At 62.3% G+C, this 12,827-nt stretch carries 14 protein-coding genes; 12 read left to right on the forward strand and 2 right to left on the reverse strand.

All coding sequences use genetic code 11. From position 1 onward, the window contains the following. Nucleotides 1-87 precede the first annotated feature (87 nt). From JN531_RS08575 to JN531_RS08625, 11 genes are all read left to right on the forward strand, one after another. Complete coding sequence (locus tag JN531_RS08575; protein ID WP_239795282.1) at nt 88-1,305, forward strand: NADH:ubiquinone reductase (Na(+)-transporting) subunit B; 1,218 nt, start codon at nt 88-90, stop codon at nt 1,303-1,305. A gap of 30 nt (nt 1,306-1,335) precedes the next feature. Then, on the forward strand, nt 1,336-2,085 hold the full coding sequence (locus JN531_RS08580; RefSeq protein ID WP_228348454.1) for a Na(+)-translocating NADH-quinone reductase subunit C: 750 nt from the start codon (nt 1,336-1,338) through the stop codon (nt 2,083-2,085). 2 nt (nt 2,086-2,087) lie between these two features. Continuing rightward, entirely contained in the window at nt 2,088-2,747 is a 660-nt protein-coding gene (locus tag JN531_RS08585) for an NADH:ubiquinone reductase (Na(+)-transporting) subunit D (protein ID WP_228348455.1), read from the forward strand. Nucleotides 2,748-2,759: 12 nt separating this feature from the next. Beyond that, entirely contained in the window at nt 2,760-3,365 is a 606-nt protein-coding gene (nqrE, locus tag JN531_RS08590) for an NADH:ubiquinone reductase (Na(+)-transporting) subunit E (protein ID WP_228348456.1), read from the forward strand. A 29-nt stretch (nt 3,366-3,394) separates the two neighbouring features. Continuing rightward, nucleotides 3,395-4,618, forward strand: coding sequence for an NADH:ubiquinone reductase (Na(+)-transporting) subunit F (gene nqrF / locus JN531_RS08595; protein ID WP_228348457.1), 1,224 nt, complete (start codon nt 3,395-3,397; stop codon nt 4,616-4,618). 504 nt (nt 4,619-5,122) lie between these two features. Next, a complete protein-coding gene (nqrM, locus tag JN531_RS08600; protein WP_228348458.1) occupies nt 5,123-5,314 on the forward strand; it encodes a (Na+)-NQR maturation NqrM in 192 nt (63 codons plus the stop codon). 35 nt (nt 5,315-5,349) lie between these two features. After that, entirely contained in the window at nt 5,350-5,754 is a 405-nt protein-coding gene (locus JN531_RS08605) for a CBS domain-containing protein (protein WP_228348459.1), read from the forward strand. Between the two features lie 6 nt (nt 5,755-5,760). Then, nucleotides 5,761-7,563 (forward strand): ABCB family ABC transporter ATP-binding protein/permease, encoded by a 1,803-nt coding sequence (locus JN531_RS08610; RefSeq protein WP_228348460.1) that lies wholly within the window; start codon nt 5,761-5,763, stop codon nt 7,561-7,563. A 66-nt stretch (nt 7,564-7,629) separates the two neighbouring features. After that, a complete protein-coding gene (locus JN531_RS08615) occupies nt 7,630-8,589 on the forward strand; it encodes an NAD-dependent epimerase/dehydratase family protein (RefSeq protein ID WP_228348461.1) in 960 nt (319 codons plus the stop codon). 119 nt (nt 8,590-8,708) lie between these two features. After that, nucleotides 8,709-9,170, forward strand: coding sequence for a Dps family protein (locus JN531_RS08620; protein WP_436233313.1), 462 nt, complete (start codon nt 8,709-8,711; stop codon nt 9,168-9,170). Between the two features lie 64 nt (nt 9,171-9,234). After that, complete coding sequence (locus tag JN531_RS08625) at nt 9,235-10,218, forward strand: ABC transporter ATP-binding protein (RefSeq protein WP_228348463.1); 984 nt, start codon at nt 9,235-9,237, stop codon at nt 10,216-10,218. Between the two features lie 24 nt (nt 10,219-10,242). Here the strand turns inward: JN531_RS08625 and JN531_RS08630 are convergent, their stop codons facing one another. After that, nucleotides 10,243-11,022, reverse strand: a complete 780-nt coding sequence (locus JN531_RS08630) for a M48 family metallopeptidase (protein WP_228348464.1) — start codon at nt 11,020-11,022, stop codon at nt 10,243-10,245. Between the two features lie 90 nt (nt 11,023-11,112). Continuing rightward, a complete protein-coding gene (gene pdxH / locus JN531_RS08635; protein WP_228348465.1) occupies nt 11,113-11,733 on the reverse strand; it encodes a pyridoxamine 5'-phosphate oxidase in 621 nt (206 codons plus the stop codon). Nucleotides 11,734-11,787: 54 nt separating this feature from the next. Here pdxH and JN531_RS08640 point away from each other — a divergent pair, with 54 nt between their 5' ends. Next, the gene (locus JN531_RS08640; protein ID WP_228348466.1) at nt 11,788-12,789 is read left to right on the forward strand and encodes an acrylyl-CoA reductase family protein; all 1,002 of its coding nucleotides are present in this window, start codon (nt 11,788-11,790) and stop codon (nt 12,787-12,789) included. The last annotated feature ends 38 nt before the right edge of the window (nt 12,790-12,827 follow it).

A 12,827-nucleotide genomic window follows, 5' to 3' on the forward strand; every position in this document is an offset into this window, starting at 1 on the left:
CGGTCCGGCTGGGTTTTTGAGCAATGCTCCGGGGCGATGACGTCAAGTTCAGGCGTCCGCGGCGGGCAACATCGAAAAGGTTGTGACATGGCTGGAATTCGGAACTTCCTGGATCAGGTTCACCCGCTCTTCGCCAAGGGCGGCAAGTTTGAGAAGTTCTACGCCGTCTACGAGATGGTGGACACCTTCTTCTACTCGCCATCCGACACCACCCGCGGCGCACCGCATGTGCGTGACGCCATTGATCTCAAACGGGTGATGATTTACGTCTGGATGGCGACATTCCCGGCTGTGATCATCGGCTGTTGGAACGTCGGCTTCCAGGCCAACAGCGCGATGGAAGCCCTGGGCCAGGCGCAGGTCGAAAACTGGCGGCACATCGTGCTGCATTACTTCGGCTACGACCCGGACAACTATGTAGCGAACTTCGTCCATGGATTGCTGTACTGGGTCCCCATTTATATGACGACCTTCATCGTCGGTGGGCTCTGGGAAGTGCTGTTTGCGGCCGTTCGCAATCACGAGGTCAACGAGGGCTTCTTTGTCACGTCGATTCTGTTCTCCCTGATTTTGCCGCCGGATCTGCCCCTGTGGCAGGTGGCGTTGGGGGTCAGCTTCGGGGTGGTGATCGGCAAGGAGATTTTTGGCGGCACCGGCAAGAACTTCCTCAACCCGGCGCTCGTGGGGCGGGCATTTCTCTACTTTGCCTACCCGGCGCAGATGTCCGGCGATGCGGTATGGACCGCAGCCGACGGCTGGTCGTCGGCGACCACCCTGGGGATCGCCAAGCTCGAGGGCATGGCCGGCGTCGAGCAGGCCGGCATCAGCTGGATGCAAACGTTCCTCGGAATGGAGCAGGGCAGTATTGGTGAGGTATCAGCGGCGGCGATCTTCCTCGGCGGCGCTTTTCTCATGATCACTGGCGTGGCGAGTTATCGAATCGTCTTCGGCGTGCTCATCGGCATGATCGCCATGACAGTCGTATTCAACGTGTTGGGGTCGGACAGTAACCCGATGTCCTCCATGCCTTGGTATTGGCACCTGACCATTGGCGGTTTCGCCTTCGGCATGATGTTCATGGCGACCGATCCGGTGTCGGCGACAATGACGGATGCAGGGCGCTGGATCTATGGCGCCTTGATCGGGGCGGTCACGATTCTGATCCGCGTGGTGAACCCGGCGTATCCGGAGACGATCATGTTGGCGATCCTGTTCGCCAATATTGTCGCCCCGCTGATCGACTACGGGGTAATGCGCAGCAACATCGCCCGCCGCCAGCGCCGCACCGCTGCGCAAATCGCCTGAGCACCAGGCCAGACAGGATTCGGAGTTTTCATGGCATTGAACAAGGACAGCAAGGTCTACACCCTCGCCATCGCACTGATCATCTGTCTGGTCGGCTCGGTACTGGTGTCGACGGCCGCAGTAGTGCTGAAGCCTCGACAGCAGGCAAACCAGGCCCTCGACCGGCAGGTGAACATTCTCAAGGTGGCCGGCCTGTATGAGCCCGGTATCGATGTCGGCGCAGTGTTTGCCGAGCGGGTGGAGCCCCAGGTCATCGAGTTCGCCACGGGTGAGGTGGCGGAAGACATCGATCCGGCTTCCTTCGATCCCGCGAAATATCAGCAGCCGTTGTCCAACAGCGAGGATATTGCCGGCATCAATAGTCAATCGCGCTATGGGCTGGTGTATCTGGTGCGTGACGATCAGGGCGCAGTGAGTCGCTATGTACTGCCGGTTCACGGCTACGGTCTGTGGTCGACGATGTATGCGTTCCTGGCGCTTGAGGCCGACGGCAACACGGTGTCTTCGATCTCGTATTACCAGCAAGCCGAAACCCCGGGGCTGGGCGGCGAGATCGAGAATCCCCGCTGGACTGCGCAGTGGGATGGCAAACAGATTTATGGAGAAGATGGCAAGGTGGCGTTTACCCTGGTCAAGGGTGGCGCCAGTGCCGACAACGAGTTCGGGGTTGATGCGCTTGCCGGAGCAACGCTCACCTCCAACGGTGTGACCAATACGATTCGTTTCTGGCTATCCGATGCCGGTTACAAGCCCTTCCTCGAAAATGCGACGAGAAGCTGATCATGTCTGACGCCAAGAAGCTCATCCTCGAACCGATCGCGGACAACAACCCCATCATTCTGCAGGTGCTGGGCATCTGTTCGGCCCTGGCGGTGACCAGCCAGATGAAGCCGGCGCTGTTTATGTCCATTGGATTGACGGCAGTCTGCGCCTTCACCTGCTTTTTCGTCAGCCTGATCCGCAATGTGATTCCTTCCAACATTCGCATCATTGCGCAGATGGTGGTGGCGGCGGTGGGGGTGATCCTGGTGGACCAGGCGCTCAAGGCCTATGCCTATGACATGAGCAAGCAGCTGTCGGTGTTCGTGGGCCTGATCCTTACCAATTGCATCGTGCTCGGTCGCGCCGAAGCGTTTGCCATGAGCAACCCGCCAGGGCGCGCGCTCCTCGATGGAATCGGCAATGGTCTGGGCTACAGTGCGATCTTGATGATCGTGGCTTTTTTTCGTGAACTCTTCGGGTCCGGGAAAGTCTTCGGTTTTGAGGTGATGCCGCTGGTCACGGAGGGCGGCTGGTATCAGGGCAATGGCCTGATGCTGCTTCCCCCAAGCGCATTTTTCCTCATTGGCCTGATTATCTGGGCGGTCCGTGCCTGGAAGCCCGCGCAGGTGGAGAAGCGCGAGTTCCAGATTCATCAGGTCCACCGCACCGAAGTGCTCTGATCCGGAACGACCATGGAACTCGTCAACCTCGCAATCAAGTCCATCTTCGTCGAGAACCTCGCGCTCTCGTTCTTCCTGGGCATGTGTACCTTCCTGGCGATCTCGAAGAAGATCGAGACTGCATTCGGACTCGGGGTCGCCGTGGTCGCGGTACAGACCCTGACGGTGCCGATCAACAACCTGATTTTCCAGTACCTGCTCAAGGACGGGGCGCTGGCCTGGGCGGGACTGCCCAATGTCGACCTCTCATTCCTTGGACTGATCAGCTACATCGGTGTGATCGCGGCACTGGTGCAGATCCTGGAAATGACGCTGGACAAGTACGTGCCTGCGCTCTACAACGCGCTCGGCATCTTCCTGCCGCTGATTACCGTCAACTGCGCGATTCTCGGTGGGTCGTTGTTCATGGTTGAACGAGATTACGACTTCGCACAGTCCGCGGTTTATGGGTTTTCCAGCGGTGCCGGCTGGGCGCTGGCGATCGTGCTGCTGGCCGGCGTGCGTGAAAAGCTCAAGTATTCGGACGTGCCCGATGGTCTTCAGGGCCTGGGCATTACCTTCATCAGCGCGGGCCTGCTGGCCTTCGGCTTCATGGCGTTCTCGGGCATCCAGCTCTAAACATTACGTCATAACGGACGATTCAAGGCATGTTTCTCGAAATCGGATTGGGCGTCACTTTCTTCACTGGCATCATCGTGCTGCTGGTGGGCATCATTCTGGTGGCCCGTGACAAGCTTGTGCCACAAGGCAATATCAAGTTGCTTATCAACGATGAGCGAACGCTTGAGGTGCCGACCGGGGGCAAGCTGCTGACGACGTTGGCCGAGTGCGGGCTGTTCGTGCCATCTGCCTGCGGCGGTGGCGGCTCCTGTGCCCAATGTCGTGTCCGGATCGAATCGGGTGGCGGCGACATCCTGCCGACGGAGCTGAACCACATCACCAAGCGGGAAGCCAAGGAGGGTGAGCGCCTGTCGTGCCAGGTGGCGGTGAAGCAGGACATGAAAATCTACATTCCCGAACATGTTTTCGGGGTGAAGAAGTGGGAGTGCACGGTTCGCTCGAACCACAACGTGGCCACCTTCATCAAGGAGCTGGTGCTGGAGCTGCCCGAGGGTGAGAAGGTCAACTTCCGTGCTGGCGGCTACATCCAGATCGAGTGCCCGGCGCACGAAGTCAGCTACAAGAGTTTCGAGGTCGAAGATCGATTCCGCGACGAGTGGGACAAGTTCAATATCTGGCAGTACACCTCCAAGGTGACCGAAAAGGTCGAGCGCGCCTACTCGATGGCGAACTATCCGGAAGAGGCGGGCATCATCATGCTCAACGTCCGCATCGCGAGCCCGCCGCCGCGTCAGCCGGATGTGCCCGCCGGCAAGATGTCGAGCTACATCTTTAATCTAAAACCCGGTGACAAGGTCACCATTTCCGGCCCGTTCGGTGAGTTCTTTGCCCGCGAAACCGAGAAAGAAATGGTCTTTATCGGGGGCGGTGCCGGCATGGCGCCGATGCGTAGCCACATCTTCGATCAGCTGCGGCGCATCAAGACCAACCGCAAGATCACCTTCTGGTACGGTGCCCGCTCGCTGCGTGAGATGTTCTACGTCGACGACTTCAACATGCTCGCGAAGGAAAACGACAACTTCAGCTGGCATGTAGCCCTGTCCGAGCCCAAGCCCGAGGACAACTGGAGCGGCTACACCGGATTCATTCACAATGTTCTCTACGAGAACTACCTGAAAGACCACAAGGCGCCCGAAGACTGCGAGTACTACATGTGTGGTCCGCCGATGATGAATGCGGCCTGCATCAAGATGCTGCTCGACCTCGGTGTTGAACGCAAAGACATCATGCTCGATGACTTTGGGGGGTGAGCCACTAAAAGGGTCCAGTGGACCCTTTTAGTGGCGAACGGCCAGGCAGGGATGCCTGGGCCGGAGTGGATTCGCGAGATGAGGGTTCGCCAGGGTGAGCCCCACCGTTTTAGCGAGCACTGCTCGCAGGTGGGGCGAACGACCGGACATGGATGTCCGGGCCGGAGTGGATTAGCACACTGACGGTTCGCCAGGATGGCCAGCGCGAAGGTGTATTCGCGGCACAACCCAACGCGTGCTCACGGCAGTGCTCACCGGACGAGATTGCCACGCCCGCTGTGCGGGCTCGCAATGACAGGAAAGGGGGTTGTCATCGCGAGGGGCGTAGCCCCGCGGCGATCTCATGGTCGAGGGCAGTGCCGGCCGAATGAGATTGTCGTGATCCCTGCAGGCTTGGCTACGACAACGTGGGCGCCAGCGCCAAGATGTATTCGCGGCAAAACGACGGGGCTCACCCCCCATACAGACTACGGTGTCCTCGCCCAGTCGCGCTAAACTACCCACATGCTCGCCACACTCGCCGTCACCTTCCTCGTCTTCAGTCTTGCCGTGCTCGGACTCGGGATCGGCTGGCTGGTTGCCGGGAAAACCCTGAAGGGCAGCTGTGGCGGGCTTGGGGGAGACGCCTGCGGGGTCTGTAAGAGTCCCTGCGAAGAGCGCGTGAAAAAGCTTGAGGAACTTCGGCAACAATCCTGACCGCTGGTGCGGCTCAGGAGATCGGGAGAAGTGGGATGACGCGTTCGCTGCGAGATATTTCGGTTCGGGAGTTCATGTCCGCATCGCTGGTCACTTTCGCGCCTGAAACCGAGATTTTCGAGGCCATTCGTAAACTGGTGCGCGCTGGCGTATCCGGAGCGCCGGTGGTTGACCAGCTCAGTAACATCATTGGCATCCTGTCCGAGAAGGATTGCATGAAGGTCGCGCTCAATGCGGCCTACCACGACGAGATGGGCGGCAAGGTCCAGGACTTCATGTCGCGCAGCCCGGTCACCGTCGAGGCCGACACCAGCATCCTCGAGGTGGCGCAGATGTTCTTTACGTCGCCCTACAAACGCTATCCGGTCGTTCACAATCAGCGGCTGGTGGGGCAGATCTCCCGTTCGGACGTGCTCAAGGCCATCGACACCCTCGGCTGATCGCGAATGCGCGGGCATCGCCACTCCGTCGACCGTGGCGAATCCGTCGACGCTTCAACCGCGACGATTGATTGGCGCATCCTGCGACGCCTGATTCCCGACCTGAAGCCGTTTTGGCGCCGCATTCTGCTGGCGTTGGCATTTCTGGTTGCGGCCAAGCTCGCCACCGTTGCGCTGCCACTGCTGATGAAACAACTGGTCGATACGCTCGACCGTAGCGGTGAGCAGCCATTGCTGGTGGCGCCGCTGGGGCTGTTGCTCGCCTATGGGGCTCTGCGACTCGCCAGCGTGCTGTTTGGCGAGCTGCGAGACGTCATCTTCGGGCGAGTGGGTGAGCGGGCGGTCCGCGGCGCGGCAGGTCGGGTTTTGCAGCACCTGCATCAGCTCGAGCTGGCATTTCATCTTGACCGACGTACCGGGGGGCTGTCCCGCGATCTCGAGCGGGGCATGGCGGGCATCAGTTTCCTGCTTCGCTTCCTGCTGTTCAACATTGTGCCGACCCTGCTGGAGATCGGGCTGGTGGCGATCATCCTGCTGACCCAATTCGGCCCCGGATTCGCCGTGATAACGGTGACGGCGGTGGTGACCTATGTCGGATTTTCGGTGGTGGTGACCCAGTGGCGCACCCGCTTTCTGCGTGAGGCCAACCGCCTTGATGCCGAGGCAAACACCCGCGCCATCGACAGCCTGATCAACTACGAGACGGTGAAGTATTTCAATAACGAAGCATTTGAAGCCCGCGCCTACGACGAGGCACTGCAGCAATGGGAGCAAGCCCAGGTGCAGAGTCGGGTGACCTTGGCCGGTCTCAATAGCGGACAGGCATTGATCATCGCGGTTGCGATGACGGCCATGATGATATTGGCGGCGCAGGGCGTAGCGGCTGGGCGTCTCAGCCTCGGCGATTTCGTCGCGATCAATGCGTTCATGATGCAACTGTTCATCCCGTTGAACCTTCTGGGCTTCGTCTATCGCGAGATCCGTCGTGCCCTCACTGACATGGGACGCATGTTCTCACTGCTGGATCGTGCGCCACGGATTGTCGATCGTCCGCAGGCGCGTCTGTTGCGGGTGTCGCGTCCGGGGATTCGTTTCGAGGGGGTCCGCTTCGGCTATCACCCGGAGCGACCGATACTCGATGGCATCGATTTCCGCATTTCACCCGGGCAGAAGGTGGCGGTGGTGGGGCCCAGTGGCGCCGGCAAGTCGACACTGGCCCGACTGTTGTTCCGCTTCTACGATGTCGATCAGGGCCGGATTCTGGTCGACGGCGTCGACCTCCGCGATTGCCAGCTCGATAGCCTGCGCCAGCACATTGCGGTGGTGCCGCAGGACACGGTCCTGTTCAACGCAACACTCGGCGACAATCTCCGCTATGGCCGCCCCGAAGCCGATGACCAAGCGCTGCAGCGCGCGATCGCGCAGGCGCATCTGGCGCCATTCATCGCCCGACTTCCGCGCGGGCTCGATACCCAGGTGGGGGAACGGGGACTCAAGCTGTCCGGCGGAGAAAAGCAGCGGGTTGCCATTGCCCGGGCGCTATTGAAGGATCCGCCGATCCTGATTCTCGACGAGGCGACCTCATCCCTGGACTCAGGCGCTGAGCAATCCATCCTGACCGCTTTGCGGGAGGCCGCAGAGGCGCGGACGACCCTGGTGATCGCGCACCGGTTGTCGACGGTGACCGATGCCGACGAGATTCTCGTGCTGGCGGATGGCCGAATCGCCGAACGCGGAGACCATGCCAGCTTGCTGGCACGGGACGGCGCCTATGCACGTCTGTGGCAGTTGCAACAGCCAACCCTCTGACCCCCTGTCGCTCAGCGTCGTTTTGACATACGTTTCGGGTTGGCCCGTCACTGCGGATACCGTTCGATGTCGACCGATGTTGCCGCACCGCCCACGATCCTGGTGACTGGCGCAGCCGGTGCGCTGGCCCGACGGGTGATCCAGCGCCTGTCGTCGACCGCACGCGTGGTCGGGGTCGACACCCGCAGGCAGGCCATGCTGCCAACGGGGGTGCCGTCCTACCTCCTCGACATGCGGCGTCAGGGGTTTGCCGAAGTATTTCGTGAGCACGCCATTGATGCGGTGATTCACATCGGGCGGGTGTTCACGCATGAGCAGAGCCGGATGGCGCGTTACAACGCCAACGTGTTGGGGACTCGCCAGTTACTCGAGCAGTGTTGCCTTCATGAGGTCTCCCAGGTGCTGGTCCACAGCACTTATCTGGTCTACGGTGCCCGCGCCGACAACCCGTCGTTGATTGTCGAAGGTTACGATGGTCGCGCCGAGGATCCGGTCGAGGACCTGGTGGATGCGGTCGAGTTGGAGCGCCTTGCCGAGCACTATGCGGCGCAGGTGCCGCAGCTCAACATGACCTTGTTGCGGCCCTGCAATATTGTTGGCCCCGGTGTCCGCAACACCATGGCGCTGCTGCTGTCGCGATCAGTAGTACCGGTCCTGCTCGGGCACTCGCCGGTCATGCAGTTTTTGCACGTGGATGACATGGCAGATGCCATGGTTCTGGCCTTTCGTGGCAAGCGGCCGGGGACCTACAACGTGGCGCCGGACGAGACCGTCCCGTTACAGGAGGCGTTCCGGCTCAGCGGCTGCCGCCGGCTGCCGGTGCTGGCAGCCCCGGCGATTCTGCCTCGGCTGGTGAGTCGGGCGCTGAATTGGGGCACCTTCTTTCCGCCTCATCTGATTCCGCACTTCCGCTATCCGGCGGTGATTGACGGCAGCCTGTTCCAGCGTCGTTTCCAGTGGTATCCACGGGTCCCTGCGGCGGATATCTTCGAAGGATATCGCCTGCGAAAATGGGGGGGCGCATGATTGGTTATCACTATCGAAGATATCTCGACAATTCATTTGAAGTATCGAACTCAGGCGCGTAGCCTTAGCCAACAGTCTGAAAAAAGGAGTTCCAGATGGCAAAGATCAAAGCCCCGAAGATGGACGTCGGTATTCCCAAGGACAGTCGCGGTGCCATTGCCAACGGACTGAGCCGGCTGCTTGCCGATGAATACACGCTCTACCTGAAAACCCACAACTTCCACTGGAACGTGACGGGTCCGATGTTCAACACCTTGCACACGATGTTCGAAACCCACTACACCGAGTTGGCCCTGGCGGTTGATGAGGTGGCCGAACGTATCCGCGCGCTCGGCTTTCCGGCACCGGGTTCGTATCGCCAGTACGCTGAACTTTCCAGCGTGGAAGAAGAGACCGGCGTGCCTGAGGCTCTGGAAATGGTGCGCCAACTGGTGAAGGCGCACGAGACCTGCGCCAAGACCGCCCGCAGCATTTTTTCGCTGGCCGAGGCCGGCAGTGACGAGGTGACGGCCGATCTTCTGACGCAACGCCTCCAGGTTCACGAGAAGACCGCCTGGATGCTGCGCAGCCTGCTGCAGTAGCCGCGCGCGTCGGCATCGCCACCATCGTGCCGGTCATACCCCTCACGCGGGCTGGGTGTCCATCATGGATACGCTGAGGGTGCAGGTTCGTCGGTTGCGGGTGCATTACCCGCTCCCGGCTGCGTTGCCGTGGCAGTCCGGGGGGGTGGTTCGCGCCGTTGAGGATGTCAATTTCGATCTGACAGCTGGTGAAACGCTGGGGGTGGTCGGTGAGTCAGGCTGTGGCAAGTCGACTCTTGCGCGGGCGCTAGTGGGCCTGCAGCCGGCTTCCGGCGGCTCGATACGGGTGCTCGGGCAGGAAATGGTGGGTGCCAGCGCTGCACGGTGGCGTGAGCAGCGGCGCCACGTGCAATTCATCTTTCAGGACCCGCTGGCCAGCCTTGATCCTCGCATGACCATTGGCGAGATCGTCGAAGAGCCATTGCAGGCGCTCTGTCCCGAACTCGGTGCGGGCGAGCGGCAGTCGAGGGTTCTGGCCATGCTGGAGCGCGTCGGGCTCTCCGCTGCACTACGCAACCGGTATCCGCATGAATTCTCCGGGGGGCAGTGCCAACGGGTGGGGATTGCCCGTGCGCTGGTGGTATCGCCGAAGGTGTTGATCTGTGACGAACCGGTATCGGCGCTTGACGTGTCGGTCCAGGCGCAGATCATCAACTTGTTGGCCGCGCTTCAGCGCGAAACCGGGCTGGCCATGCTGTTCATCGCCCACGATCTGGCGGTGGTGCGTCACCTCGCACAACGGGTCATGGTGATGTATCTGGGCCGGGTGATGGAGCAGGCGCCATCGGAAATCCTGTTCGCACAGCCACGGCACCCGTACACGCGGGCGCTGATGGCGTCAGTGCCGGGTGCGGGTCTGGTTGCTGAACCCCTTTCGGGTGAATTGCCATCGGCCGGCTCACCGCCCCCGGGCTGTGTTTTCGCCTCGCGCTGTCCACTCGCCGAGGACGACTGCCTGCGGCGAGTGCCCGGCCTCAATCGCACCGGAGCCGGCGCTGCGGTCGCCTGTCACTTCGTTGCCGGGGCCGGCATCGCGGTACCGGCCTGAGTCACGCCGGCCGGACCCTAGACTTCAACGTTTGCAGCCGGGGTTGCGCCCCGCCGCTCGCGCCTGCTGGTACACCGGCAGGACGGTGCCCAACTGTGCGGTGATGTCGCGGATGCGGGAGTCGTTCGACGGGTGCGTCGACATGAATTCTGCGGGGGCCTTGCCCCCACTGGCGCGTGCCATGTTCTGCCATAGGGTGACGGCTGCGCGGGGGTCGAAACCGGCGCGTGCCATGTAGTCGAGGCCGAGGATATCGGCCTCACTTTCGTCGCCACGGGAGAATGGCAGCAGGACCAGCAGGTTGGCGCCGAGTCCGACCAATTCCGGGTTGTAGCCGGTCGTGGCCGAGAAGATCTGCATGCCGAATTGGGTGGCGATCTCGTTGGACACCCGCGAGGCAGAGTGACCGGCCAGCACATGCGCCACCTCGTGACCGATGACCGCGGCCAGCTGATCCTGGGTGGACGCCACCTCGAGCAGACCGGTGTAGACGCCGATCTTGCCGCCCGGCAGGGCGAAGGCGTTCACGTCCTTACTCTCGAAGGTCTGGACTTCCCACGCCACCCGCGATGGGACTTGTGCGGTGATAGCGCGTGCCACGCAATCGACATAGCTGCGGGTGGCGGACGATTTCGCCAGTGGCATTTCCTGCTTCATCTGGGTAAAGGCGGTGACGCCCATCTGCGACAACTGCTCGTCGCCGACCAGCCGCAACTGGGTTCGGCCGGTGGGAGAGGTCGAGCAGGCCATGACCAGCCCGACAGTGATCAGGGCAACGGGGAGCACGTGGGTCAGCAGGCGCATGGCAAATCTTGGATCAAAGGAAGGACGATGATAAACCTTGGCCGCTGAACCGCGACCTAACGGCCGCCCGGTGGTGGCCACGGCTGGGTGTCAGGGCTCCAGCCGGTCAACATGCCAGCCGGCATCGCCACGCCGGTAGCGCAGGCGGTCGTGGAAGCGGCCGCCACGTCCCTGCCAGAACTCGATGACCGACGGCAGCAGGCCGTAGCCGCCCCAATGATCGGGCAAAGGGATGTCCTGGCCCTCGAAATGGGCGGTGACCGCCAACAGCCGGCTGTCGAGGGTATCGCGCGCGTCCACCACGGCCGACTGTCGCGAGGTATGGGCGCCGAGCTGGGAGGTGCGGGGGCGGCTGGCGAAATAGGCGGCCGAAATCGCGCGGGGCAGCTTCTGCACCAGACCTTCGACCCGCACTTGTCGTTCAAGTTGGTCCCACCAGAAGGTTGCGGCGGCCTGCGGGTTGGCGGCCAGCTCGGCGGCCTTGCGCCCTCGATAGTCGGTGTAGAACGTCAGTTGACCTTCGTGCAGCCCTTTGAACAGCACCACCCGGGCCGACGGGGCTGCTGTGGCACTGGCGGTCGCCAGGGTCATGGCGGTCGGCTCCAGCATGCCGCTAGCGCCGGCCGCATCAATCCAGAGCAGCAGCTGGGCCAGCGGGTCGGGGAGCAGGTCTTCGGGGTTCAGCGGCGGATTGCGGGTGTATTGGGCCATGAAAGCAAGCGGCTCTGGCAGAATCGGACCCCTCCATTCTGACGGACAACCGACATGACGGCATTTCGTGCAATGCGCATTCACCAGGAAGGCAAGACGACAATCGCCCGGGTGGATGCCATCGAGCTGGACGACCTCAACCCCGGCGAAGTGGTGATCCGCGTCGCCTGGTCCGGTATCAACTACAAGGATGCGCTGGCCGTGACCGGCAAGGGCAGGATCATGCGGGAGTTCCCGAAAGTCGCCGGAATCGACCTGTCGGGCATCGTTGCCGAGAGCAGTGACCCGACGTTCAAGCCGGGTGACCGCGTGCTGGTGACGGGGTGCAACATCGGCGAGTCACTGGACGGCGGTTTTGCCCAGATGGCGCGGGTACCGGCCTCCGCCGTGGTGCCGGTGCCCGACGGTCTCGACCTCCGTGACGTCATGGCCATCGGCACGGCCGGCTTCACCGCGGCAATGGCGCTGCGCCGCATGCTGGAGAACCACCAGACCCCGGAGATGGGGCCGATTGCGGTGACCGGGCCCACCGGGGGGGTGGGCGGCATCGCACTTGACCTGTTCAGCGCTGCCGGTTTCGAAGTGCATGCGATCACCGGCAAGGCCGATACTCACGGCGAATACCTGAAAGCCTTGGGGGCACATGCCGTGGTGGCCCGGCAGGCGGTTGAACTCGGCAGCAAACCGATGGAGAAAGCCTTGTGGGGTGGGGCGGTCGACAACCTCGGCGGCGACACCCTCACCTGGCTGACCCGGACAGTGCGCCCCTGGGGCAACATCGGCAGCATCGGTCTCGCCCAGAGCCACCTGTTGGAGACCACGGTCATGCCGTTCATCCTGCGGGGGGTCTCGCTGCTCGGCATCCACTCGGTCGACGTCCCTCGGCCCTGGCGCGAGGCCATCTGGCAGCAGCTTGCCGGCCCGTGGAAGCTCCGACATCTCGACCGCCTGGTCACGCGGACCGTTGATCTTGATGGGCTGCCCGCCGCCTGCGAGGAGCAGGTCGCCGGCACCACGGTCGGGCGCACCCTGGTCGAGCTCTCCGGCGAACGCTGAGCGCCTCCGGGCCCCGCTGGAGGCGGGGCCCGGGGCAG

The organism is Flagellatimonas centrodinii (assembly GCF_016918765.2).
In the GTDB taxonomy this organism is placed as follows: Bacteria; Pseudomonadota; Gammaproteobacteria; order Nevskiales; family Nevskiaceae; genus Polycyclovorans; species Polycyclovorans centrodinii.

Coding starts and splice junctions, on each gene's coding strand:
- JN531_RS08575 (WP_239795282.1), top strand. CDS start 88: ATGGCTGGAATTCGGAACTTCCTGGATCAGGTTCACCCGCTCTTCGCC.
- JN531_RS08580 (WP_228348454.1), top strand. CDS start 1,336: ATGGCATTGAACAAGGACAGCAAGGTCTACACCCTCGCCATCGCACTG.
- JN531_RS08585 (WP_228348455.1), top strand. CDS start 2,088: ATGTCTGACGCCAAGAAGCTCATCCTCGAACCGATCGCGGACAACAAC.
- nqrE (WP_228348456.1), top strand. CDS start 2,760: ATGGAACTCGTCAACCTCGCAATCAAGTCCATCTTCGTCGAGAACCTC.
- nqrF (WP_228348457.1), top strand. CDS start 3,395: ATGTTTCTCGAAATCGGATTGGGCGTCACTTTCTTCACTGGCATCATC.
- nqrM (WP_228348458.1), top strand. CDS start 5,123: ATGCTCGCCACACTCGCCGTCACCTTCCTCGTCTTCAGTCTTGCCGTG.
- JN531_RS08605 (WP_228348459.1), top strand. CDS start 5,350: ATGACGCGTTCGCTGCGAGATATTTCGGTTCGGGAGTTCATGTCCGCA.
- JN531_RS08610 (WP_228348460.1), top strand. CDS start 5,761: ATGCGCGGGCATCGCCACTCCGTCGACCGTGGCGAATCCGTCGACGCT.
- JN531_RS08615 (WP_228348461.1), top strand. CDS start 7,630: ATGTCGACCGATGTTGCCGCACCGCCCACGATCCTGGTGACTGGCGCA.
- JN531_RS08620 (WP_436233313.1), top strand. CDS start 8,709: ATGGACGTCGGTATTCCCAAGGACAGTCGCGGTGCCATTGCCAACGGA.
- JN531_RS08625 (WP_228348463.1), top strand. CDS start 9,235: ATGGATACGCTGAGGGTGCAGGTTCGTCGGTTGCGGGTGCATTACCCG.
- JN531_RS08630 (WP_228348464.1), bottom strand. CDS start 11,022: ATGCGCCTGCTGACCCACGTGCTCCCCGTTGCCCTGATCACTGTCGGG.
- pdxH (WP_228348465.1), bottom strand. CDS start 11,733: ATGGCCCAATACACCCGCAATCCGCCGCTGAACCCCGAAGACCTGCTC.
- JN531_RS08640 (WP_228348466.1), top strand. CDS start 11,788: ATGACGGCATTTCGTGCAATGCGCATTCACCAGGAAGGCAAGACGACA.